Origin of the sequence: Anoxybacillus sp. FSL W8-1294, from assembly GCF_037965005.1 — a bacterium.
GTDB classification, from domain to species: domain Bacteria; phylum Bacillota; class Bacilli; order Bacillales; family Anoxybacillaceae; genus Anoxybacillus; species Anoxybacillus flavithermus_G.
Genome location: NZ_CP150179.1, coordinates 2620537 through 2644861 on the forward strand (window position 1 = coordinate 2620537; position 24325 = coordinate 2644861).

Below are 24325 nucleotides of genomic sequence, written 5' to 3' on the forward strand. Positions count from 1 at the left end.
GAGGAATTGCACCTTACGCAAGTTCCGCCACCCCCTTTCCATAAGCATATCCGTCAAATCGCTGAATGACTTGGACATATCTATAATTTATTCCTTGTGCGATACGCTTTCCGTCCTTGCCTTTAATATCGAAACTTCCAGTCTTTCTACATGCGACTTCGCCAAACCAAACGCCTTGATATTTCCCTCTTGGGACAACAGCCTTAACCATGTCCCCTGTTTGAAAACCAAAGAAGAATTTTTGTCTTGCAAGATAACCTCTTGGGAAGCCATATCTATCTAGGTTTGTACGAGAGCGACTACCACGCCCTTTTGCCTTGATAAATAACACTTCTTTTGTTTTGAAATATAAGTGATTTGTTGTGCTTTCGCCTACACAACAAGCGTCAAAATAATGTGTTTTCGGCAAGTCTAAACGAATACGATTCATTTTTGTTCGTGCACCTGTTCCACACTCGACATCTAATCCTGTCTGCTTTAACACTTCATACGCTTTCCATCTTGTCGAGTTGATAGCACTTGCATCCTTTAATGATTCTTTGACTTGCTTTTGAATGTGCGGATACCCGAATTCTTCTGCTGTCTTACTTCCTTTGCGCTGATTACAGTCATGACAGGCAAGACATAGGTTATCCACTCGGTCTGTTCCACCTCTCGATTTTGGAATGATATGCTCCACTTCAAGTGGAACATTTTCTTTTCCGCAATAACAACACTTCCGCCCAAACTTTTCAAGCAAATACTCCCGTACTTCATATCCTTGTAGCGTGCCTTGTTGATACTCTACACCATTGATTTCAGGATTTCGCATGAGTTGCGTGTCGAATTTGGCATTTTCGTATGATATATACCCAATGGGGCATAACTTCTTTAGGCGGTTAACCCATGTTTGGATATTTTGCACACGACTCTCTAGTGATGGAGGCAACCACCCCTCCTTTCGCTTTCGGTTCAGAAAGCGTGGTTTTCTGTATCTTGTTTTTCGATTTCGTCTTGCTCGACGAAAAGCACGCCTTTTATCTATTCTTTCCTTGATGTCTGTGCGATGGTCAAGTTGCCCTAACCATACCACTTCTTGTCCTCGCAAAATCGCTAATCCTGTATGCCTGCTTCCATAGTCGATTTTTAGCCGATATGTTGCTTTAATTTCTGATTCGTCTACTGATTTTTTCAAGATGATGGTAAATGGAAATCGCCTGTAAATCGCCGCCTTCCCTTGTTTCAACAGCTTTCTTGCAACTGCTTCGTGACAAGGAGCAAGCGGACGTTTGTTTGTGTCTAACACAAAAACCATAGGGTTCTCCCCTTTCCTCTGCATAAAGCAGGTCATATTCTCCTCGACCATGTTATAGATGCTTGTTATGTGCAAGACACTAGCGCTACCCACCACGCTTGTTTAACCTTGCACGACAGAGGAACGGGCTGGAGAAGCACCCGAACGTGTCATGACATCTATAACGTAGGCTCTGTTTCAAGCCTTGGTCTGGTCAACATGGGGCTTACAAGCCCATGACTTTAGTCATTGGGTTGTTGACCTACCTTCCGACGATGCCCATGTTATTAATGATTTTGTCTAGCATTTGGTCAATCATTGTAATCATACGTGCAGAGGCGTTATACGCATGCTGGAATTTCATCATGTTCATCATTTCTTCATCAAGCGATACGGAGCTGACCGCCATGCGCCGTTCGTCAACCGATTGGCGAAGCACTTCGCTATTTTCCGACAATCGTTTCGCTTCTTGTGCGTTGACTGCCATTTGTCCAATTACGCTTTCGTAAAAGTTTTGAATCGTTGTTGTGTTTCCAGCAATATTCATCATCCCATTTTTCACTTCAGCGAGCGCTTGAGCGTTACTTCCGTCACCGATTTGTCCCGGTGTCGATGATGTTGATTTTGATGCAGCAATACGATCCAAAGATTCCATAATCTTATCATCAATTTTAAGCGTTCCTGCCACATCCGGCGGATCATACTTAAAGAAATCGTTACTTGCGAGTTTTCTACCCGATTTAATCTCAGTAATACTCCAACCTGTTGAATGAATTTTATTAAACTCATCCGCAAATGCTTTTGCCATGGCGTTTAAGTTGTTCAACATTTCTGGGTATAGTCCTGTTCCGCCGACATACCCATACGAATGAAGCAATGCGCCAATCTTTCCATTTTCCTTAAAGCTTAAAAAATTTAATGAATCGTTCCCTAACTTTATCTCTCTTACATACTTGTCACCTGTCGTTTCATACTTTACCGTTATCTCGTTAAACGCACCTGTATTTCCGTCTACTAGCTTCCCAAGAGACGTGCCGTTACGGTCCACTAACTCTACCGTAAAGCGTCCTTCGGCAATTTTTAGCGCGCTACCGCCGCTTGGCACAGGCGTTACTTTAATATTTACATATTGCGACAATTCATCTAAAAGCCGATTTCGCTCATCATATAAATCGTTCGGTAAATAGCCGTGCACTTCGACTTCGCTAATTTGTTTGTTTATATCATTAAGCTGACGAGCTAAAGAGTTTACCGCTTTTATTGTAACGTCTAACTCATTTTTTAAATCATCGCGAATCGACTTGAGTGAACTAGACAAATAATGAAACGTCTCTGCGACTGCCATGCCGCGCTGACGAACGACCGAACGTGCGCCTGAGTTTGAAGGGTTTACCGCTAAATCTTGCAGCGATTGCCAAAAGCGATCAAGCGTTTTTGCCAGTCCTTCGTCTGACGGTTCATTCATAATTTCTTCCATTTTGTACAATGCTTCGGCGCGCGTGTTCCAATAGCCGTATTTCATATTTTCTCCGCGATATTGCACGTCTAAAAATTCTTCGCGCATTCGTTGTACCGTTCCGCCTTCCACGCCTGTTCCCATTTGTCCTGGCATGACGGGGCGGTTTTGAGACGCAAACGGATACGGCGGCGTTTGTTCAAAGTTGACGCGTTGGCGCGAATAGCCTGGCGTGTTGGCGTTTGCGATATTATGCCCGGTGACGTATAATGCTTGCTGTTGGGCAGTCATCCCACGCCGCACTGTTTCTAAACCGTGAAATGTCGAAAGCAAAAAAAATCCCCCCTTACGTTTTCGCTTCAAATGACGACCGTGGCGGCAATTCATCCGTTCGCTTCGGGTCATACGTCACATCTTGTTCGTTTGGTATCATCAAATCTAATGTAAAATGAATAAATTGGAGCGATTGTTGCAGTAGTTGCATATTCAGTTCGTTTTGCTCTTTTAATCGTACAATCGTGTCGCTTAGTTCATTGGCTAGTTGAAGAAGCTTCATTCGTTCTTTTTCTTCTACCTGTTCAGCATATCGGCTCACCGTTCGTTCTTTCTCGGGTAAATGCGACAGAAGGCTCATTCGTTCGCTTTCTAGCTGGCGAATGGCCATCACATATTTTTGTTCCTTCATCATCATTTGCTGTAACGTACCGACATCGCCTTTTTTAATCGCTTCTGTTTTTTGTTCTGCTAGTTGCAATAACCCACGATGAAACGTCAGCAACTTTTGCATCACATCGATCATGTTCGTTCGCTCCGTTATCGTTTATAATAGCGCAATACGCTTTCTGCAATCGCTCGTGCATCGATTGTATACGTACCTGCTTCAACTTCTGATTTTAGCCGTTCCACTTTTTCTAACCGTTCCGAAGAAAATTTCGCAGCTTCTTGCAGTTCTTTCGCCGCGCTAGAAATTTCAACTTGATCCATCTTTTTCGTTGCTTTTGTCGGCTTTTCGACACGTGATGTCCGCTCATACGGATTGACGTTCATCGGTTGAATGCGATTAATTTTCATATTCCCACCTCGCTTTTTCCGTTGGTATTGTCAAAAGTTTTAAAGACATACCCTAAGTTTTTATTGATTTTATGCGGTTTTCGACAAAAAAAGCTTGCCACCCCTGCTGTTTTTGGTACGATTGAGGTAACCACACACCCAATCCAAACAAAGGAGTGACAAGCTTGTTACCTCAATTATTAATCAAATGTCTTCAAATAATCAAGACCCAATATCAAATCATTATTTATTTACTAGGTGTACTTTTTGGAAAGTCCCTCACAGACTGGGATGACGAAGAACCGGTGAATCAATCGTATCAGAAACTCCAAGTCGATGAACTGCCTGTCATCGAAACGCTTCCGCGTTTAGACTATCGTCATCTTCTTGTCGAATACGAACAACAACACGGAAAACCGTTGAAGCCGATCAAGAGGCACGCGAACACGAAAACCACGGTGCCTGATGCATTGACGTGTCCACAGTGCCAAGCGCCATCTAATTATGTGTACGCCAACAACGGAGGTAAAGGGCAGTATCAATGCAAAGTGTGTCGTTGCCGTTTCAACCATCGTAGCCGTTTTGCCAAACAAGTGATTTTTCGGTGCCCACATTGTTTAAAGGCACTCGAGAAAATCAAAGAGCGCAACGATTATTACATCCACAAATGTAAGAATGATGATTGCTCGTTTTACCAAGCAAACTTGCGACAGATGACACCTCAGGAAAAAGAACAGTTTCAACATGCGCCGTATGCCTTTAAAGTTCGATACATTTTCCGTGAGTTTCTCTTTGATTTTCAGCCGTTGGCACCGTCGTCACCGATACAGTCGAAGGTGGATTTGTCGCGTCTTTCCGTGTCTTCGCATACACTCGGACTCATCTTGACGTATCACGTCAACTATGGACTCTCCACGCGGAAAACAGCGAGGATCATGAAAGACATTCATGGGTTGTCGATTTCTCATCAGACCGTCATCAACTATGCCAACAGTGTTGCGCTGATCGTCAAACCTTTCATCGATCACTTTCCTTACGAACTGTCTGGTTCTTTTTGCGGCGACGAGACGTATATCCGCGTCAAAGGGTGCTGGCATTACTTGTTTTTTATGTTTGATGCCGTGAAAAAGGTCGTGCTGTCTTATCGGGTCTCTCCACATCGGGATACACTCTCTGCCATCCGTGCGATCGATGATGTTCTCAAGAAACTGCCGTCCATTCCTGAAGATTTGTCTTTTGTCGTCGATGGCAACCCGATCTACTTGTTGGCGCAGCACTTTTTCGCCCAACAAGGGATTTCTTTCGATGTCCGTCAAGTCATCGGGCTGACAAACGAGGATCCTGTGTCCGAGGAATATCGACCACTTAAACAGATCATTGAACGATTCAACCGAACGTTTAAAGGCAACTACCGACCGACTCATGGGTTTGGCGCAGAAGAAGGCTCGGTTTCCTTTGTCACACTCTTTGTGGCGTATTTCAACTTCTTGCGTCCGCATAGCGCGTTAGAAAAACGGGTACCGGTCGTCATCCCAGCATTAGAGAGCCTTCCGCATATGCCGGCACGTTGGGCAAGGCTCATTGTCATGGCTCAAGAGATGTTGACCCAACAAGCTGCATCCTAAGGACGGATTCGGCGGAGCGTACCCTTGACCATCCGAACCTCGCCAAAGGTAAAATCAGGATAGGGCAAGGGCTGCTTTCCTATGCCCTTCTTTTCTGCCCTTGCCCTTACTGACCGTTTTTCTCCTTTGGCGAGTGTTGGTCAAGGGCGAATCCAATTCCACTATCCTCTTTATTTTCCTTCAACAGGTAGACCATGATGACTTTTCATAGATTTTTTGACGCTACCTTTCCGTTCTTTTTCGTCTACGTTTATTATCGGCAAAAAGAAAAAAATGTTTAGTCGTCTTTGCGTCGCACGGTAAAATATGTCGTCTGATGTTTCGCTTGTTTTTGTCGTTCTTCCTCTTGTTGAATTTTGGTCATCTCTTTTTGGATGCTACTAATACATGAGGAACAGAGGCGTCCTTCGCGAATCGTTGCCCCACACTTTTCGCACGGATAGCCGAGGTTTGGAAAATGTACGAGCTGCAACCATCCTTTTTTAATCCATTTAATGATTAGCGCTTCTTCTACCCCCGTCGCATCAACAACTTGAGACATTGTTGCCGTGCGATTTTCTCGCTTTCGAATAAACGCATACACTTTTTCAAACAATTTCTCTTCCTCTTTATAACATGCCTCGCACACATCACGAAATTGCGTGCGCACGAACAAACTTCCACATTTCGGGCAGTTATCTAACATCATTCTCCCACCTTACGTATATATGTTAATAATAAGCCCTTGAATTTCACCGACTAATCCAAGCAAATCGAGCCCTTTTTTCTCTTTTTCTAGTACGGCGTTTGTGAGATCCACTAACTTTTGATCGACTTCTTTTACAAGCTTATAAATTTTCGACCGTCCCCCGCGGCTAAATCCACGTTGCTCTTCAAGTTGCAAACTATTTTTTACTGCATCATCTAAAAACTGTTTAACAAGCTTTTTATACGTTTTTAAGTCTTCGACCGTTTGCGACTCGGCTAATTTTTTCCCTTGCGCTTCAATTTGTTGCGCCATCGCTTGAAACCGTTCAAATAATACATCGTCTTTTTTCTTATGCATCACTTCCGTAAACGATACCGACTCCATCGGCGCGTCATCCTTTTTCGCCACACGGTTCAACGATGCCCGTGACACTTTTTGCACTTCCATCATCGCTCACACCTTTTTCTTTATATTATGCCACACGTACAAAAAAAGGGCGAGGTCGCATCGACCTACCCTTTTTATCCATTAGCTTTTTAACAATTGTAAAATTCCTTGCGGCAGCTGATTCGATTGCGCGAGCATTGCCTGTGCCGCTTGGTTTAAAATGTTGTTTTTCGTGAAGTTTGTCATCTCCATCGCCATATCTGTATCACGGATGCGTGATTCAGACGATGTTAAGTTTTCATGCGCTGTTTTTAAGTTGTTGATCGTATGTTCGAGACGGTTTTGGATAGCGCCTAAATTCGAGCGCTGTTCTGAAATTCTCGAGATGGCATAATCATATACTTTTACAGCAGCGGCAGCTTTTTCATGCGTTGTTACGTCAAGCGCATATTCTGTATTGCTACTTGAATCTCCATTATTTACATTAGAGACGCTTGTGTAACAAGCAATAAGCGTTTCGCCCAAATTATTTTGAAAAGAAGCGGATGCACTTGCTGTATCGCTAGACAACTTCAATGCTAGCGCACGCATATCATCAATTCCGATGTTCAATGTTTGCCCTTCATTAGCTCCAATTTGAATTTTCAATGACTGATCGAACGTTCCACCTGTAATTGTAAACGTTGCTTCTCCCTTAGTAAGTGCACCAACATCCATCGTTAAATCACCATTGTGAAATTGTAGTTTTGAGTTTGGCGCAATATTATTTAATGTTTCGATATCGATTCCGTTCATGCTTAAAGTTGCTTTCGTTGTTGTATTTGCTCCAACAGTAAACGTACGAGTACCTGCAGATAACGTCCCTGTTGTAAAGGAAACGCCTGTATTACCTCCAAATGAATAACTGCTATTATCATTGACAACAATTGTTGGTGTGCCTGCCAACTGCTTGTATGATGAATCGACAAGTTTCGCTGTATACGCTGTAGTTGTGCCAACACCAATTGTAATAGACGTTACTCCTGTTGGATAATCACTTAAATTATTTGCTGTATCAACAAAAATTCCACCATTAAGCGTAAGATTTTCACCAGCGTTAAAAGAAGTATAATAGTTCATATTATCAGTCGAATAATACAACGTACTTTGAATACCAAAAGCAGCTGTTTGATTCAAATTTGTATTCCCATATCCGTTATGGCTAATTCTGTATGTGATTCCATCCGATCCAGTGATCGTGAGGTTTCCTGCATTGGCATCAGCTGGAGACAATGTGGCCGTACCAATTTGCGTACCATTCTTTCGTAAAGATAGCTCAATGTTAATGTCAAATTCGTTGTAATTATTGTTCTCATTATTGGCCGCCAATTGAGCGTTAATATTATTCACCGTTGTAAAAGATACACCAAGCTTAACACCTGGAGCTGAATAAAATTCATAATTTTGTTGGTTGTTATCCAAAATAACTGCTTCGGATAGCGCATTTCCATTTTTATCTTGCAATGTGACAGTAAATTGACCCGAACCAGGCCAAGTTTCTGCATAAGCTAATCTAAAATCTTCACCTTTTGTAGTAAATTTAGTAGGGTCAATTGTCACGTTGCTGATGTATGATCTCTTTGCTGTCTTTGCTGTCACACCTGATGCTTTATTGATCGTTTTTACAGCAAATTCATCTGTCGGACTCACATTCGGATTAGCTGATGTAATTTGAACGCCTGTTAATCCTGATCCGTTTTCTTGGAATTTAGAAACTGTATTATATCGTTGAATATATAATGTTACTGTTCCATCACTTAATAGGGCGTTTGGTGCAATTGAAACTGCATCAATCATTGGAGACGCAGCAGGGTTATTGGTAATCACCTTAACGCTTTCTTGCTCGATTTTCACTCCATACGTATTGCCAGTTGCTAGATTGGATGAAGGATCTAGCGTAATTTGCTGTACACCACCAGCGACTGCTCCTAAATTTTGAATCGTTTTTGTCGCAACATCCTCAATTTTAACTTTATAGTTTCCTGATACTAATGTGCTCTTTGGATTCAATTGAATGCTAGAGCCATTAATAGTCGTGCTACCACTAGAAAAGCTGTTCGTATCTATTTGTACACTTCTTGCATTACTAGATACAGATTCATTAAGTAATTTCTTCGTATTGTACTCAGTGGAGTTACCGATTCTGTTAATTTCAGATGTTAACTGGTTAATTTCTTTTTGAATCGCTTCTCGATCCTCTACCGTATTCGTATCATTCGCCGCCTGCACCGCCAATTCTCTCATACGTTGCAAAATGCTGTGTACTTCGTTCAGCGCCCCTTCCGCCGTTTGGATGAGCGAGATTGCGTCTAGGGCGTTGCGTTCCGCCATTTGTAGTCCGCGAATTTGCGAGCGCATTTTTTCGGAAATCGCCAAACCTGCAGCGTCGTCTGCGGCGCGGTTAATTCGCAAACCGGAAGAAAGCTTTTCTAAGTTTTTTGCTGTGTTTGATTGGTTTACTGCTAAGTTACGGTAAGCGTTTAATGCTTGAATGTTATGGTTAATTCTCATTTTTTTCGCTCCTTTACTCTGTCATAATAAATTGTTCATATGCAGCAGCTTTTTTTGCTGCGACGTTTGTTGTCGGTTGTTTTTTCAACGCTTCATTCCATGCGGTCGCAATATCTTTGGCGATCGTGAGCACTTCTTCCATCATCGCTACATCTTTTTTCACGTTCGCATCAATAAGACGTTCTGCCATATAGTTATATAGCGCATCTAATTGGTGGGCGATAATGCCCGCGTCATACTTCAAACCAACGCCAAGGCGACGTAAAATATCATTTGCTTTTTGGAGTCTTTTGTTGGCATGAATATAGTCGCCCTTTTTTGTGCTTGCGATCGCTTCTTCTACACTTTCTATTAACCCTTCATAAAGTAGCGCTGTTAATTGTTGTGGCGTTTTTTTATACACCACTTCTTCCGTTAAAAACTCCACGCGCTCACTCCCCTTTTCTCGTTCACCTACTTTATTTATCGTCACAATTTTTTATTGTTTAATAGTTTCGTTCCATTTTTTCAATTAAAATTAAAATTTCTGCGATCACAGCGTACAATTGCGGTGGAATCGTATCGCCGAGGTCGAGGTCAAGCAAATGTTGGACGAGCGCGGCATCTTGTTCGATCGGCACTCCGTTTTGTTTTGCCAGTTCAATAATTTTTTCAGCGACGTAGCCGCGCCCATGGGCGACGACGGTCGGTGCTTTATCGCCTTGTTCGTAGCGAATAACCGCCGCCGACGGACCGTTCACTTCACGCTTTCGTTTTTGGTTAAAGTACATCATATTGTAAAATCATATCCTTTCTCTGTCCATGTCGCTCGTTTTGGCTCGTTTGACTTTTCTTCATGTTTTGCAAACGTTGTAAATTGTACATTTCCGACGCGGTAGCCGATTTCTTCAAGGCGCTTCGTAGCCGTTTCGACGAGTGGGCGCATGCGCTCCGCAAAATCTTCACGATCGTTGCGAAACGTCACGGAAATCGTCCGTTCGTTCGCGCTTAATAATACGCCAACATCGCCGAGTTTTTTCGTTTCAAGTAAAAAGTATAAGCTGCAGTTTTCCCAATCGACTCGTTTTCCGTCGTTTCGCGCATTGACGTACACTTTTACGTCTTTTACTTCCTTTTGCAGCAACAATGGAATCGTGAAAAAGAGCGTTTGCATCGCGCTTCCTTGGTCGTTTTTGTTTAAAAGTTGTTGGCCGGTCATATTCATGAGCGCTTGTTCGGCTTGTTTCGATCCTTCGCCACCCGTTTGTGCTAATTTCATGAGCAGTCCTTTCATCGTTTCTTCAGACTGTTCGCTTTCGCTATGAAATACGAGTGAATTTGCTATATCCGCTTCGTGCATAAAACCGAGGCGGTGAATCGTTTGTAGCATGTGGCGCGCGGACGGCTCAGGCTGAACGATTTCGTTCCATTGCTGGAGCAGCGCCCGTTCAGGCGCTTGTTGTTTCAGCGACTGCGCTTGAACAAAATGTTTTACTTTTACATCTGCCGGTTTAAATTGCATTTGTTCGAGCGTACTTTTTACTTGTTTCACGATTTTTTGTGCTTCTGCCATTTGTCCTTTATCTAGCAGCCTTTTCGCCTCCGCCAATTGTGAACTGGCTTGCAGCAATTTTTTCTCCATCATCATATCAGCAAACAACATCGCATCGCTTTTTAAAATTGTTTGGTCAAGCTGTTTAATCGTCGTTTCTAGCAATTGTTTCACTTGCGGTCGCGCTGTTTGTTTGTATTGAGTAATCAAATGATCGATCGCATCTAAATTGCGCGTCATATCACGCTTCGCTTGTTGAAATTGCTTCGCTGCCTCCGCCATGCGCCGCGTCACAGTTTGAACGATCATATCTTTTGATTGTAAATTAAGTGCGGCGAGCGACTCGTATGCCGCATTAGGAGGCGACAAAGTATCAACTGCTGGCAATGTTTGTTCCATTTGTTGGAGCGCTTGAACGACCGTTTGTCTTGCGGCTATTTCGCGACCGCTTTCAGCTAGTTGCTCGGCATGGGCAAACGCTTCTTGCAGCGATGGTTCCATATGTTGAGCAAGCTGCGTGCGCGCCATATGCAACGCTTCTTTGACATTTGGCTCTTTTTGTATCGTTTTTATCGCTTGCGCAATTAGCGCGCGAACGTCATTGGTTGCACGTTGTTCATTTTCAATTGTCGCAATTGCCGTGAAAAGCTGTTCGCGCTGTTTATCTAGCATCTGTGCCATCTGCTGAAGCGTTTGTGGCATATTTGGTTGTTTCGTGAGCATAGCGTCTGCTTGTAGCTGACGAACCGCTTCTGTTAACGTCATCGTTTGCTGCTCAAGGCGATTAGCAATCATATTTGCACGATTGATATATTCAGGTGCAAGCTGTTGTTCAATAGATTGCAACGCTTGCACGAGTGGTTGGCGAGCTTCTACACCACGACCAACCGTTTCAAATAATTTTGCTTGACTTAATGCACGAACCACTTTCTCTGCTTGTTCCGCTGGTAATGTCCGAGCCAATTCCCTTACTTGCGGTTCTACCGCTTTCAAGGTCGGTGTGCTTTCTACTTGTTTCCGCAAATCTGCCACTTGTTTCAGCTGAGCTTCTTGGACGTCCACTTTCACCAATGGTGTATTCGCCCGTACAGCTTCTTTCGCTGTTCGTACGACGTCTGCAACCACTTCTTCTTCCACCGCACGTAATGTTTGCGACAACTGTTGACGGGCTCCCATGCTTCGTCCCATGGTCTCTTGCTGTTTCGACTGCTCAAGCGCACGAATGACTTTTTCCGCTTGCTCCGCTGGCAATGTGCGAGCCAATTCCCTCACTTGCGGCTCTATCGCTTTCACGGTCGATGTGCTTTCTACTTGTTTCCATAAATCTGCCACTTGTTTTAGCTGAGCTTCTTGGGTGCCCACTTTCATCAATGGTGTATTCGCTCGTACAGCTTCTTTCGCTGTTCGTACGACGTCTGCAACCACTTCTTCTTCCACCGCACGTAATGTTTGCGACAACTGTTGACGGGCTTCCATGCTTCGTCCCATGGCCTCTTGCTGTTTCGATTGCTCAAGCGCACGAATGACTTTTTCCGCTTGCTCCGCTGGTAATGTCCGAGCCAATTCCCTCACTTGCGGTTCTACCGCTTTCACCATCGGAGCACTTTCTACTTGTTTCCGTAAATCAGCCACTTGTTTCAGCTGAGCTTCTTGGACGTCCACTTTCGCTATTGGTGCGTTCGCTCGTACCGCTTCTTTCGCTGTGTTTACCACTTCCGCAATCGTATCTTCTTCTACCGCACGTAATGCCTGCATGAGCTGTTGACGAGCTTCTACGCTGCGTCCCATTGTCTCTTGCTGTTTCGACTGCTCAAGTGCACGAACCACTTTCTCTGCTTGTTCCGCTGGTAACGTACGAGCCAATTCCCTTACTTGTGGTTCTATCGCTTTCACGGTCGGTGTGCTTTCTACTTGTTTCCGTACCTCTGCCACTTGTTTCAGCTGGGCTTCTTGCACGTCTACTTTCGCTATTGGTGCGTTCGGACGCAACGTTTCTCTCATTGCTCCTACTGCCCGCAATGCTTGGATAAGATCAGCTTTCGCCTTTTCTCCTAGTTGTTCTACACGTTCAATCGCTTCATGTAATTCATTCACTTCGATACGTGGAAGCACCGTTTCTTTCAACTGACGAACGGCATCTTCTATCGAGCGCGCGTTGCGAACTATTCGTTTCGCTTCATCGACCATTTGTTTTTGTGTAGTTGGGGAAAGTTGTGTCGGTACATTGTCTTTTTCCTCTACTGAAGCAAACGCTTCAAGCAATCGCTCTTTTGCGCTAAGCGGTTGACCTGAGCGATACAACTGTTCTGCTTCTTGTAACGCTGGACCGAGCGTTTGACGAACGACATCGCTCCCTTTCGCCATCGCAAGCGCTTTAGCGACAATTGGCTCCCGTTCAATTTGCTGACGTACCATTTGCAGTTGCTTCTCTTGTGTTGTCGCACGTTCCATTTGTCCATGATCTATTTTTTCATTCGTTTCCGCCATAGCGACAGCTTGCATGATGCGGCTTCGGGCAAACGTCTCATGTCCGCGCTCTCTCAAAATGGTCGCCTCACGCACAGCTTTCGCGATTTCGTCATGTCCGCTTTCTTCTGCAAACTGCTTCGCCAGTTCGAGCACACGATCGATGTTTCGTTCTTGCTGCAGTTGTGCACGTAGCTCACTAACCGTTTGCGACTGTTGTTTGACGATTGGCGTAAATGAAAAATGCTTATCAATCGCCTGAACGATATCATGTAACGATTCGCTGAACGACTTGCCATGGAGCGCTTCATGAACGGCTTGCAGCTGCTTTATCGTCATATCAAGCTTTTTCGTTGCTGCGATTTGAATCGTTTCTAACTTTTGTTCAACCGTTCCTTTTCCTTCTGTTAAAAATGTCCGTAACGACTCTACCGTTTCACGAGTGAGCGGCAGTTGTTTTTGAGCAACAATCATCGCCGCTTGGCGAAGCTCAGGCGTTTCAAGCGTTTCAAATGATGATGGTGAAGGAGGCGTGACAACCTTTCCTTCCACTATATCCCCATCTCCACCTGTCACTTGCACTTTCACTCGTCCAGATGGCGGTACGTCGCCTTCAAAGCGAAAACGAATGTCGACACCGCGCAATTGTACAATTGCCTCTCGTTCACTCACTTGTTCTTTCACAACTGCTTCGTACACATCTCCTGTTTTTAACGTCACAGTCGTTGAATGTGAAGATGCCGAGCGATAATGTCCGTATCCGCGAATTTCCATAACGACCCATCTCCGTTCTCCGATTTTCCTACTCTTTATATCGACCAGTAGAAGGCGGTTTTCAATGGGAGTTTGTTCCCAACTATGAACGGACGAGTGTAAACGAACAAATCTCTCGTGCACCTGCGTCATATAGCAGTTTTGCCGCTTCGTGAACTGTTGCCCCTGTCGTGTAAATATCATCAACGATGACGATGCGCTTTTCAGCTACATCTTCTCCTGTCAAACAAAACTTCCGTCCGACAAAGCGTTCACGTCTCGTTTTTTTCGACTGTTTTTCGTCGTCGATTCGTTGTAAGGCAAAAATCATCGGTACCGATAAAAGCGAAGCGATCGCCTCCGCTTGATTAAATCCGCGTTCAGCTAATCGAGAGGAACTAAGAGGAATCGGGACGAGGCACACATCCGAAGAAAAATGTTCATCAAACACGCGACGAACATCGGAACGAAACGCTTCAACAAGCGCATAATCGCCACGAAATTTAAAACGATTCATCACTTCTTTCATCCAATCGTTATACATATACACAGAAACATTTTGTTTCAACACACTTTTTCGTTTTTCCCACCCGATACAATCTTCACATATCGCTTGATCGCTTAAACGGCTGCATCGTTCACAACGATTCCCTTGAAGCCGAATAAAACGGGATCGACAACGTAAGCAACAAACGTCCGGTTGCTGGAGCGTCAAAAGCATAGAAAACGACATACGCGGCATCCATTCGTCATGACAAATGAGACATTTCATTGATCAAACCTCTCTTTCGCGCTTCGTTATTCATGAGCTCGATATGACGCTTAGCGGCCACCATCGCTTTCGTTTTTCCAAAATGAAAAAAGCGCACATCACCTGTCGGATACTGAGCACTTCGCCCGACGCGCCCTGCAATTTGCACAAGCGCACTTTCTGTAAAAATCGGTTGTTCTGCACCTAATACAGCTACATCGACGTTTGGCACAGTCACCCCACGCTCTAAAATGGTTGTTGTCACAAGAATCGGAATTTGCCCACGTCGAAACGCAAGCACTTTTTCTTTTCGTTTTGGATCTTCGGCGTGCACGCCTTCAATGCGCGGATGAAATTGTTGTAAGAATGGAACAACTTGTTGTAAAAAGTCAATGTGAGGGACAAATAAAAAGGCTTGTTTGTTTCTTTCGAGATGCTCATGTACCCATTGCACGACACAGGAAGGCAAACGTTGATTACGCCACTTTTTTTGCCAATTTCCGCACCATTCAAATGTCGGAACAGGAAGAGGATGACGATGATAGCGCGCAGGAATCGTCACCGCTTTTCGTTTTCCGCTTTTTACTTCACGTTGCCATTGTTCATTTGGAGTTGCGGTCAAATAAATGAGGGAAGATGTCGGTTTTCGGGCGCGTTCAACGGCATATGAAAGCATCGGATCGACACTATACGGAAACGCATCAACTTCATCGACAATCATCACATCAAAAGCGTGATAATAGCGAAGCAATTGATGGGTCGTCGCCACCGTCAATGAAGCAAGTTTGCCACGGTCTTGGCTGCCGCCATATAATGCCGCCATATCGACCGACGGAAATACACTCGCCAAACGCGGAGCTAGCTCCAATACGACATCGGTGCGCGGAGCAGCAATGCAAACGCGCTTTCCGTGCGACAGCGCCATGTTAATGCCTGCAAATAGCACTTCTGTTTTTCCCGCTCCGCATACCGCCCAAACAAGCAACGAATCGTTACGTTCAATCGCATGACAAACTTCATGAGAAGCAAGTTGTTGTGCTGGAGATAATTGACCGTTCCATTGTAGCGGTGAAGAAAAAGAGGTCGAAGGAGTTGGTCCAATCCAAATGACGAGCGGATTGCATTCGCTACATCGCCCCATCATGATGCATTTTCGACAGTACATACATGTGCGTCCACAACGAGCGCACGGAAAAGAAGCGAAAAGCTGCTGGTCATCGTTATTGCAACGGACGCAACGATAGCCTTGCTTCGTTTTTACAATGCTCTCCACGATCTGCACATGTTGCTTATCGTAAGAAGACGAAAGTTCCGATTTAAGCAGCTGTTTTCCTGCTAAATGCAAACAAATCACCTCCAACAAAAAAGAAGTGGACCATTCGCCCACCTCATATATTCGTGCCTAGCAAAAAAAATTCCTGTTTATTTTTTATACCAGCCAAATCCCATCGCACCTTCTCCTAAATGCGTGCCGATGACAGGTCCGAAATAGCTAAGGAAAAATTCAACGTGCGGATATTGTTGCTCAAGTTTTTCTTTCCATGCGCGTGCTTCTTCTTCACGGTTCGCATGAATAATGACCGCACGCATGGGAACGCCGAGGTTCGCATCTTCAGCAAATAGCTCTTCTATTCGGCTTAACGCTTTTTTCCGTGTACGAATTTTTTCAAATGGAACGATCACTTTGTCGACAAAATGTAAAATCGGCTTTACTTGTAGAAGGCTGCCGATAAACGCTTGGGCGCCGCTTAACCTCCCTCCCCGCTGCAAATGCGATAAATCATCAACCATAAAATAAGCGCGCACCGACTGTTTCATTTCATCTAAACGCGCAATAATGGCTTCGGGATGCGCACCTGCTTGCGCCATTTCTGCTGCCTCGATCGCATAAAAACCTTGCATCATGCAGCTAATTTCTGAATCATATGCATATACTCGAATGCCTTCGACCATTTGACTAGCGGCAACCGCCCCTTGATACGTTCCGCTAATGCCGCTTGATAAATGAATCGAAATGACCGCATCGTATTGTTTTGCAAGTTGCTCAAACGTTTCAACAAATAGTCCAATTGGCGGCTGTGACGTTGTCGGCAGCTGTTCACTCGTTTTTACTTTGTCAAAAAAATCTTCTGCACTTATATCTATCTCTTCTCGATACGTCTCTGTGCCAAAGACAACGCTCAAAGGAATGACATGTATGTTCAACTGCTCGCGAATGTGCTTCGGGATATACGCTGTACTATCTGTCAAAATCACCGTTTTCATCGTATTTACCTTCCTTGTCCAAAATTTTTCCTATTTGCATTGTACTACATTACAACTGCGATTGCATTGAAAAAAGGTTGTCGAATCATCTCGACAACCTTATTTCACTTCGACCCAACCGTTTTTAATCGCAACAACGACCGCTTGCGTTCGGTCATTCACGTTTAATTTTTGTAAAATGCTGCTAACATGGTTTTTTACCGTTTTTTCACTAATATATAGCGCATCAGCAATACCTTTGTTGTTTTTTCCATCCGCCAATAGTTGCAACACTTCACATTCTCGGCGCGTCAATAAATGGTATGGGCGGCGCACATCTTGCTTTTGTTTCTCCTGTTCTACCCCTTCTGCCGCAACGAGACGACGATATTCTTTCACAAGATTGTGCGTCACTTTTGGATGTAAGTATGAGCCTCCCTCCGCTACAACACGAACGGCTTCAATTAAAGCGTCGGCATCCATCTCTTTTAATAAATATCCCATCGCACCCGTTTGTAACGCATGCATCACATAGCTTTCATCGTCATGAATAGACAAAATAATGACTTTCGTATCCGGATACGCTTCAATCAGCTGACGTGTCGCCTCTACGCCGTTAACATGAGGCATATTAATGTCCATAATGACAACATCAGGTTTATATCGCTCTACAAGCGCTAACGCTTCGTCACCGTCGCTTCCTTCCGCGACGACTTCAAAATCTTGCTCAAAATCTAAAATACGTTTAATTCCTTCTCGAAATAATTTATGGTCATCAATTAAAACAATGCGCGTCTTCACTGCTGTTGTTCCCCTTTCCCTTCTGTCTTCTGGAGCGGAATGTGCATGGTGACAATCGTTCCGCGTCCAAATTGCGAGTAAATATGTAATTTTCCTTCCAACCATTCAATGCGCTCGCGCATGCCCATTAACCCGAATGCTTTGTCTTTTTTTTCATTCGGATTAAATCCTTTGCCATCATCTTTTACGACGATCAGCAAATGATCTTTTTTTAGCTCCATTTTCACTTGAATCTCCTTCGCCTCCGCATGCTTTAATGCGTTTTGCACCGCTTCTTGCACGAGGCGAAACACAGCAACTTCAAAACGGTTGGATAGCCGCTTTACCTCTCCCGTATATGTAAACGTAATCGTTGTTTTATGGTACTCTTCAATCGTTTGTAAATATTTTTTTAACGTCGGGATTAAACCGAGATCATCTAGCGCCATCGGGCGTAAGTCGTAAATAATTCGCCGCACTTCATATAGAGCAGAACGTACCATTTTTTTTAAATCGCGCATCTCGCCAATCGCTTCTTCCGCCCCGCGTTCGCGATAAATGCGCTCGATCAGGTCAGAACGCATAATGACGTTCGCAAGCATTTGCGCCGGTCCATCATGAATTTCTCGCGACAGCTGTTTTCGCTCCTCTTCTTGCGCCTCAATAATGCGCAGACCAAACTCTTGCTTTTCATTTGCACCGTTAATAAAGTCGCTTAATTCCCGAAAATCCCCATTCAAATAGTTCAGCACAACGGTCACTTGCCCAATTAAATGATCGGCCCGTTCGATCGTCTCTTTCACAGCTGTCAAGCGCCGCTCTAACTCATCGCGACGTTGACGCAGCTGCTTTTCCTTCTCTTGCGCCATCGTTAATTCCATTTGTAGCGAATGCGCTTTCTCATATGCTTGTCGAATTTCTGCTTCGGAATAATGAGAAAAGTTTTTGCTCACATCAAATAACCGTTGTCGAGCTAACTTTGTTTTCATCTCTAAGTTATCTGTTTGATGGATGACGCGCTTTACTTCTTCTTTTACTTGCTGAAGTTCTTCGATTAAACGGTCATGTTCTTTTCGCGATTGCTCACTAATATGAAAAATTTCAGCTTTGCTTTGATCGACTGTTTCAATCATTTTTTTTACAATACGGTCAAGCTGCCGCGCATCTAGTTTTTTATTGGACATATACACCACCTAAAGAAAATATGACCAAAAGTCAATTGAAATGACTTTTCTGACTTTTAGCTGACGTTTATTCGTACTTCCATCATGTCGCACCCCGCCTTATAATTTTTATTATAGCACGTTTTGACGATTTCCATCAGCATTTTTCGACAACATGCACACAACATTCCAAATAAACATTGAGGTGATTTCGTTTTGTTAGAGGCATACTATACGGTAAAAGGATACGGTGAAGCGGAAATCATCATTGAAAAATCGCGCTTCATTTGTTATGTCGAACGCGCGACAACGGAAGAAGAAGCTGTGCGCTTTATCCATCAAATCAAGAAAAAACATTGGGATGCGACGCATAACTGTTCCGCGTATATCATTGGGGAACACGACCATATCCAAAAAGCAAACGATGACGGCGAACCGAGCGGCACGGCAGGTGTTCCGATGCTAGAAGTGTTAAAAAAGAAAAAGTTGAAAGATACAGTCGTTGTCGTGACGCGATATTTCGGAGGCATTAAACTCGGCGCTGGCGGTCTTGTGCGCGCCTATGGTAAGGCGGTGACGGAAGGACTGAAAGCGGCAGGCATCGTCGAACGTAAGCTTATGCGCATCATGCATACAACGATCGATTATACATGGCTTGGGAAAGTCGAAAATGAACTGCGCGCTTCAACCTACTCCATTAAAGACATTCATTATGCCGAGCACGTTACGATCGACACATACGTTGAAGAAAAACGAAAAGACGAATTCCGCGCATGGATGATCGAATTAACAAACGGAAAGAGCGCGATTTCTGAAGGAGAACACGTATATGTCGAGTTTGATGTCGCGCAATAAAATTTTTTCATTTACGACTGCATAAAAATTTTGTAAAATGATGATTGTTTACATGTCGATATTTGTTGAACTTTTGAAAAAGGGGAACGACTATGCAAAATAGACGAGTATACATGAAAAAAAGGAAAAAGCGAAAAAAAATATGGACGTTCGTTTTGCTTCCATTGCTTCTTCTCCTCATTGGCGGAGGGGCATATGCGACATTTCTCTTCAATAAAGCGCAGTCTGTCATTCAACAATCGTTTGAACAAATTGACGGTCGCGAAAAATCGGAGAAACGAATGAAGGAAGTCGATCCAAATTCAGATAACATCTCCGTTTTATTTATCGGTGTCGATGACAGCAGCATCCGCCAAGAAAAAGGAATGGGCGCAGTACGTTCCGATGCGCTTGTCCTAGCGACATTTAACGTCAAAGATAAAACGGTAAAACTGCTTAGCATTCCGCGCGATTCATATGTGTACATTCCAATTGAAAAAAAATACGATAAAATTACACACGCCCACGCTTACGGTGGCGTAAAAGCAACGGTAGAAACAGTCGAAGAATTGCTTGATATTCCAGTGGACTATTACGTCAAAATGAACTTTGAAGCGTTTGTCGATGTTGTTGATGAACTTGGCGGCATTGAATTTGACGTTCCATATGAACTTCGCGAAATGGATTCAAAAGATCGCAAAAACGCCATTCACTTAAAGCCCGGCTTACAAACATTAAACGGTGAAGAAGCGTTGGCGCTTGCTCGAACGCGCAAATATGACAACGACATCGAGCGCGGCAAACGCCAACAAGAGCTCATGAAAGCCATTTTCAAAAAAGCGATGAGCATAAAATCGTTAACTAAGTTTGATGATATCATGGAAGCGGTCGGCAAAAATATGACAACGAACTTAACGTTTGAAGAAATGAAAGGTTTCTTCGCTTACGCAACGAAAGATGCAGGAGCGAACATCGAAACGCTCCATCTCAAAGGAGAAGACGCGCGCATTAGCGGTGTATATTACTATCGACTAGACGAATCGACCGTAAATGAAATTAAGCAAACGTTAAAAACACATCTTGACGTATCGTCCTATCAAGCACAAACAGAACAGTTCGCTCAAGAACAGTAAAAAAGAGGGTGTCCGCGCGACACCCTCTTTTTTATGATATTTTTTTCATGCCTCGAACCATCTTTAGCAGTGGACGATAGTCTTTCCCGACAAGACCAACTTTCTCAACGACAAGTTCAACGACAAGCAAGACGAATGCGATCACGACGAGCGCGCCAAACATCGTCGCTTTCGATAATAAAACGGCCGCTAAACCGAACATCGCCGCCATGCCGTAAATGATGAGCACTGTTTGGCGATGACTATAACCAAGACGCAACAAACAATGGTGCAAGTGCGACTTATCCGGCGCCGATAACGGTTGTTTGTTGACGATCCGTCTGACAATCGCAAATAGCGTGTCCGAAATTGGAACCCCTAAAATGAGAATCGGGATAATTAACGAAAACACCGTAACGTTTTTGAAACCGAGAAGCGATAGTACAGAGATCATATAGCCTAAAAACAATGCGCCCGTATCACCCATAAAAATTTTCGCCGGATGGAAATTATATAATAGAAAACCGAGCGTACTTCCGAGCAATAATAAACTCATCGCAAAAACGAATACGTACGTATTGCCCATCGTCGCCGCCATCCCGGCAATCGTGACAAGCGCAATCGACGATACGCCAGCAGCTAAGCCGTCCAACCCGTCAATTAAGTTAATCGCATTTGTAATCCCAATAATCCAAAGCATCGTGATTGGGATGCTTAATAACCCAAATTCCAAATGACCACCGAACGGCAAGTTAATGAAATCGACTCGAATGCCGCCATATACAACGACAATGGCTGCCATGATTTGACCGAGCAACTTCCATTTTGGTGGTAGCTCATATATATCATCGAGCACGCCCGTTAATACGATGATCGTCGCACCAATGACAATTGCTGTTGCGTACGGGCTAGCTGGCTTCAATACGAAATAACCGACGATAAAACTAATAAAAATCGCTAATCCACCTAAACGTGGCATAATTTTTTGATGAACTTTTCGCTGATTTGGTTTATCTGTTGCTCCGACCCGAAACGCCAACCACTTCACAGCAGGCGTAATAAGCACAGCTACGATAAAGCACAGAAACAAGGTGAAATAAACCATAGGAAACCTCCCTATTTGTTAGCATTCCCGATTTTTCAATCAATTATTGCTGAAAAAGCAACACTTTCTACCATCTCTTTTCACAAACCTATCAGACATTATACCATAAATTTTAAAATCGACAAACGGAAAATAGAAAACTAGAATTTTGTTACATTTTCGTCCTTTTTGTTGAAATCATTTGCTATAATGGGAGATAGATAGAATAAGGGAGGAGAAAAAAGTGAGAAAAAGAACGATCGTCATCATGTTGCTTACTGCGATGCTGACTGTATCTGCATCAAAAGCGTTAGCGAACAGCGAACCTGTACTTGCAAGTGTAGAATGGGTACTAGCAAAAATCAATCCATTGAATGAGCGTATCACAAAGCTTGAACAACGCGTTCAACAACTCGAGCAAGAAGTAGAAAAGCTAAAACAACAATTAGAGGCGGCGAAATAACGATGAAACATATTCGATGGATCGCATTCGCTCTCATCACGTTTTTATTCATTCCGATGTCTGTTGATGCTGCATCGTATCCGACACCTGTAAAAGTAAAACTATTGCCGACTGCAACGTTTTTAGCAACGGTGAATGGGAACTATCAACTTATTGATTTAAAAACAAAACAAGTCATCCCGTTTACAAATCCGATCGTCTTTTCACAAACGAACGGAGCAGTCGTCGCGACAATTAATGGCGTTTCGTATACGTCAACAAGCGGCTTTTTATTAGATGAAGTAACAAGAGGCGAACAACATGACGTCACGATCGGCAGCATTCAAAAAGCAGGAGGCACGTCCGCACCCGTTACATATCGCGGTTCATTCGAGATCACTCCTGGGAAGACAGCACCAAACTTATTTAATACGTTAGATATGGAAGATTATTTAAAAGGGGTCGTCCCTGGAGAAATGCCTGCTTCTTGGCATAAAGAGGCGCTAAAAGCACAAGCGGTGGCGGCGCGCAGCTATGCGTATGCCCAATTAAAAAATACGTCGTTTTTGCAAATGACAGTAGCGAGCCAAGTATATGGCGGGAAGTCGAAAGAGCAAGCTACTTCTACTGCGGCAGTAAATGAAACAGCCGGTGTATATGCGACATACCAAAATGAACCGATTTCTGCTTATTTTCACTCAAGCTCTGGTGGAAATACGGAAAATAGCGAGAACGTATGGAGCCGGGACGTTCCTTACATCCGTTCCGTTGCCGATCCGTACGATCGCCATCCAAGCAACCCACACTACGGATGGAATACAAAAGTTGCGACAAGCACTGTATCATCAAGATTTAAGTTAACAAACGAACAAGTCGTATCCCTTCGCGTTACACAAAGAACAAATGCCGGAAGCGTGCAACAAATGGAGGCAACGGTGTACAATCCAACGACAGGGCAAAAACGAATATTGCAAACTCGCCCTTCTTTCGTCTCATCCGCTGATGCGTTTCGTTCATTTTTCGGCGTCTCCTTAAAAAGTATTGCCTTTGATGTAAAAGGCAATGCAAATGTGAAAATTAAACGAGCAGACGGATCCGAGCAGACAGTTGATCATATCGCTGGCTATGCGCTTCAAACAACCAGCGGACAAACGACGATCGCAACAGGAAATGCTTCGATTCGGACAGAAAACGAAACGATGTACTATCCGACCGCTCCAACGGAATTTACGTTCACAGGCAATGGCTCGGGACATCGACTCGGCATGAGCCAATGGGGAGCGCGTTCGATGGCGGAAAAAGGATTTACGTACGATCAAATTTTAAAGTACTATTATAAAGGCATTGAAGTGAAAAAAATTCAATAGGCTGTGCACATGCACAGCCTATTTGATTTGCAGCGCTCGGTCCATAAATGTCGCAAAATCGGCACGAGTCGTTGGTCGTTCTGGGAAAAAGTATCCGTTGCTCCCTTGTGCGATACCATGTTGGGAAATGATACGAATTTCTAACGCTCCTTGCGTTCTTTCGTTCACATCTTTATACCCTGCATACGGTGCTGATGTCGCCTGCAGGCGAAAAGCACGTTGAATAATCATCGCCATATGCTTTCGCTTCATCGACTCTTTTGGCGCAAACCGACTGTTTGGATACCCCCCAACAAAACCAGCTTCATATGCTGTCATAATTTCACGTGCAAACGGATGAGAGTTTGGTACATCTGCAAAAATCGATGGCTTGTTCGATAGCGGCAGTTGGAATGCTCTTACAAGCATCGCAGCCGCTTGCGCACGCGTAATTGCCTGATCAGGTGCAAACAAGCCGTTTCCGACACCACCAACAATATTTTGATGATATAAACGAACAACATGAACATACGCCCAATGATTAATCGGTACGTCTTTAAACACTTGCGGAGAATCGGCAGCTGTTTTTATTTTAGCTAGCTGCTGTTCAAGTTGTTGCATTTTTTTATCGATTTCATTCAAACGGCTATTTGTATCCGCCAACTGCTGTTCTGTCCACGGTGCTGTCGCAATTTCTTGTTCTTCACTTGCCCCCGCATGTTCCTGCTCACACGCTGCTAACAACAGCATGCTAACCGAAACAACGGAGAGAATCCATTTTTTCACCACG

The 24325-nt window shown here is 43.9% G+C and carries 22 protein-coding genes; 5 read left to right on the forward strand and 17 right to left on the reverse strand.

Annotated elements, in window-relative coordinates; all coding sequences use genetic code 11:
* Nucleotides 1–13: 13 nt before the first annotated feature.
* The 4 genes from iscB to flgM all read right to left on the reverse strand — a co-directional run bounded on the left by iscB (nt 14) and on the right by flgM (nt 3800).
* Nucleotides 14–1294 carry an RNA-guided endonuclease IscB gene (gene iscB, locus NSQ23_RS14350; RefSeq protein ID WP_339174439.1) on the reverse strand — a complete coding sequence of 427 codons (1281 nt, stop codon included), beginning with the start codon at nt 1292–1294 and terminating at the stop codon, nt 14–16.
* Between the two features lie 241 nt (nt 1295–1535).
* A complete protein-coding gene (flgK, locus tag NSQ23_RS14355) occupies nt 1536–3062 on the reverse strand; it encodes a flagellar hook-associated protein FlgK (protein ID WP_339171670.1) in 1527 nt (508 codons plus the stop codon).
* A 13-nt stretch (nt 3063–3075) separates the two neighbouring features.
* On the reverse strand, nt 3076–3528 hold the full coding sequence (locus tag NSQ23_RS14360) for a flagellar protein FlgN (RefSeq protein ID WP_339171673.1): 453 nt from the start codon (nt 3526–3528) through the stop codon (nt 3076–3078).
* A gap of 14 nt (nt 3529–3542) precedes the next feature.
* Entirely contained in the window at nt 3543–3800 is a 258-nt protein-coding gene (gene flgM / locus NSQ23_RS14365; protein ID WP_094240435.1) for a flagellar biosynthesis anti-sigma factor FlgM, read from the reverse strand.
* A gap of 164 nt (nt 3801–3964) precedes the next feature.
* On the opposite strand from flgM, the gene NSQ23_RS14370 reads away from it, so the two are divergent.
* On the forward strand, nt 3965–5404 hold the full coding sequence (locus NSQ23_RS14370) for a DDE-type integrase/transposase/recombinase (RefSeq protein WP_339170875.1): 1440 nt from the start codon (nt 3965–3967) through the stop codon (nt 5402–5404).
* Nucleotides 5405–5681: 277 nt separating this feature from the next.
* Here NSQ23_RS14370 and NSQ23_RS14375 read toward each other — a convergent pair whose 3' ends face one another.
* From NSQ23_RS14375 to NSQ23_RS14425, 11 genes are all read right to left on the reverse strand, one after another.
* Nucleotides 5682–6089 carry a TIGR03826 family flagellar region protein gene (locus NSQ23_RS14375; protein WP_339171677.1) on the reverse strand — a complete coding sequence of 136 codons (408 nt, stop codon included), beginning with the start codon at nt 6087–6089 and terminating at the stop codon, nt 5682–5684.
* 12 nt (nt 6090–6101) lie between these two features.
* Nucleotides 6102–6539, reverse strand: a complete 438-nt coding sequence (locus NSQ23_RS14380) for a YaaR family protein (RefSeq protein WP_192954121.1) — start codon at nt 6537–6539, stop codon at nt 6102–6104.
* Nucleotides 6540–6620: 81 nt separating this feature from the next.
* The gene (locus NSQ23_RS14385) at nt 6621–9029 is read right to left on the reverse strand and encodes a flagellin (RefSeq protein ID WP_339171683.1); all 2409 of its coding nucleotides are present in this window, start codon (nt 9027–9029) and stop codon (nt 6621–6623) included.
* A gap of 13 nt (nt 9030–9042) precedes the next feature.
* The gene (gene fliS / locus NSQ23_RS14390; protein ID WP_339171686.1) at nt 9043–9456 is read right to left on the reverse strand and encodes a flagellar export chaperone FliS; all 414 of its coding nucleotides are present in this window, start codon (nt 9454–9456) and stop codon (nt 9043–9045) included.
* Between the two features lie 58 nt (nt 9457–9514).
* On the reverse strand, nt 9515–9802 hold the full coding sequence (locus NSQ23_RS14395; RefSeq protein ID WP_064221020.1) for an EscU/YscU/HrcU family type III secretion system export apparatus switch protein: 288 nt from the start codon (nt 9800–9802) through the stop codon (nt 9515–9517).
* The gene (locus NSQ23_RS14400; RefSeq protein WP_339171690.1) at nt 9799–13800 is read right to left on the reverse strand and encodes a metal-dependent peptidase; all 4002 of its coding nucleotides are present in this window, start codon (nt 13798–13800) and stop codon (nt 9799–9801) included. The genes NSQ23_RS14395 and NSQ23_RS14400 overlap by 4 nt, the downstream gene beginning before the upstream one ends.
* Before the next feature lie 82 nt (nt 13801–13882).
* Nucleotides 13883–14551 carry a ComF family protein gene (locus NSQ23_RS14405; protein ID WP_339171693.1) on the reverse strand — a complete coding sequence of 223 codons (669 nt, stop codon included), beginning with the start codon at nt 14549–14551 and terminating at the stop codon, nt 13883–13885.
* A complete protein-coding gene (locus tag NSQ23_RS14410; protein ID WP_339171696.1) occupies nt 14529–15884 on the reverse strand; it encodes a DEAD/DEAH box helicase in 1356 nt (451 codons plus the stop codon). Before NSQ23_RS14410 ends, NSQ23_RS14405 begins: the two co-directional genes overlap by 23 nt.
* A gap of 68 nt (nt 15885–15952) precedes the next feature.
* Nucleotides 15953–16795 (reverse strand): DegV family protein, encoded by an 843-nt coding sequence (locus NSQ23_RS14415; RefSeq protein ID WP_339171698.1) that lies wholly within the window; start codon nt 16793–16795, stop codon nt 15953–15955.
* Nucleotides 16796–16894: 99 nt separating this feature from the next.
* Complete coding sequence (locus tag NSQ23_RS14420) at nt 16895–17575, reverse strand: response regulator transcription factor (protein WP_339171701.1); 681 nt, start codon at nt 17573–17575, stop codon at nt 16895–16897.
* Nucleotides 17572–18738 (reverse strand): sensor histidine kinase, encoded by a 1167-nt coding sequence (locus NSQ23_RS14425; protein WP_339171703.1) that lies wholly within the window; start codon nt 18736–18738, stop codon nt 17572–17574. The genes NSQ23_RS14420 and NSQ23_RS14425 overlap by 4 nt, the downstream gene beginning before the upstream one ends.
* A 195-nt stretch (nt 18739–18933) precedes the next feature.
* Between NSQ23_RS14425 and NSQ23_RS14430 the strand changes: the two genes are divergently transcribed.
* Nucleotides 18934–19572, forward strand: a complete 639-nt coding sequence (locus NSQ23_RS14430; RefSeq protein ID WP_064221018.1) for a YigZ family protein — start codon at nt 18934–18936, stop codon at nt 19570–19572.
* Between the two features lie 92 nt (nt 19573–19664).
* On the forward strand, nt 19665–20684 hold the full coding sequence (locus tag NSQ23_RS14435; protein WP_339171706.1) for an LCP family protein: 1020 nt from the start codon (nt 19665–19667) through the stop codon (nt 20682–20684).
* A 31-nt stretch (nt 20685–20715) separates the two neighbouring features.
* Here the strand turns inward: NSQ23_RS14435 and NSQ23_RS14440 are convergent, their stop codons facing one another.
* Entirely contained in the window at nt 20716–21768 is a 1053-nt protein-coding gene (locus NSQ23_RS14440) for an MraY family glycosyltransferase (RefSeq protein ID WP_339171708.1), read from the reverse strand.
* Between the two features lie 223 nt (nt 21769–21991).
* On the opposite strand from NSQ23_RS14440, the gene NSQ23_RS14445 reads away from it, so the two are divergent.
* The gene (locus NSQ23_RS14445) at nt 21992–22210 is read left to right on the forward strand and encodes a hypothetical protein (RefSeq protein ID WP_339171711.1); all 219 of its coding nucleotides are present in this window, start codon (nt 21992–21994) and stop codon (nt 22208–22210) included.
* A gap of 2 nt (nt 22211–22212) precedes the next feature.
* Entirely contained in the window at nt 22213–23556 is a 1344-nt protein-coding gene (locus tag NSQ23_RS14450; protein WP_339171714.1) for a SpoIID/LytB domain-containing protein, read from the forward strand.
* A gap of 18 nt (nt 23557–23574) precedes the next feature.
* Here NSQ23_RS14450 and NSQ23_RS14455 read toward each other — a convergent pair whose 3' ends face one another.
* Nucleotides 23575–24321, reverse strand: a complete 747-nt coding sequence (locus NSQ23_RS14455; protein ID WP_339171716.1) for an S-layer homology domain-containing protein — start codon at nt 24319–24321, stop codon at nt 23575–23577.
* Between the last annotated feature and the right edge of the window lie 4 nt (nt 24322–24325).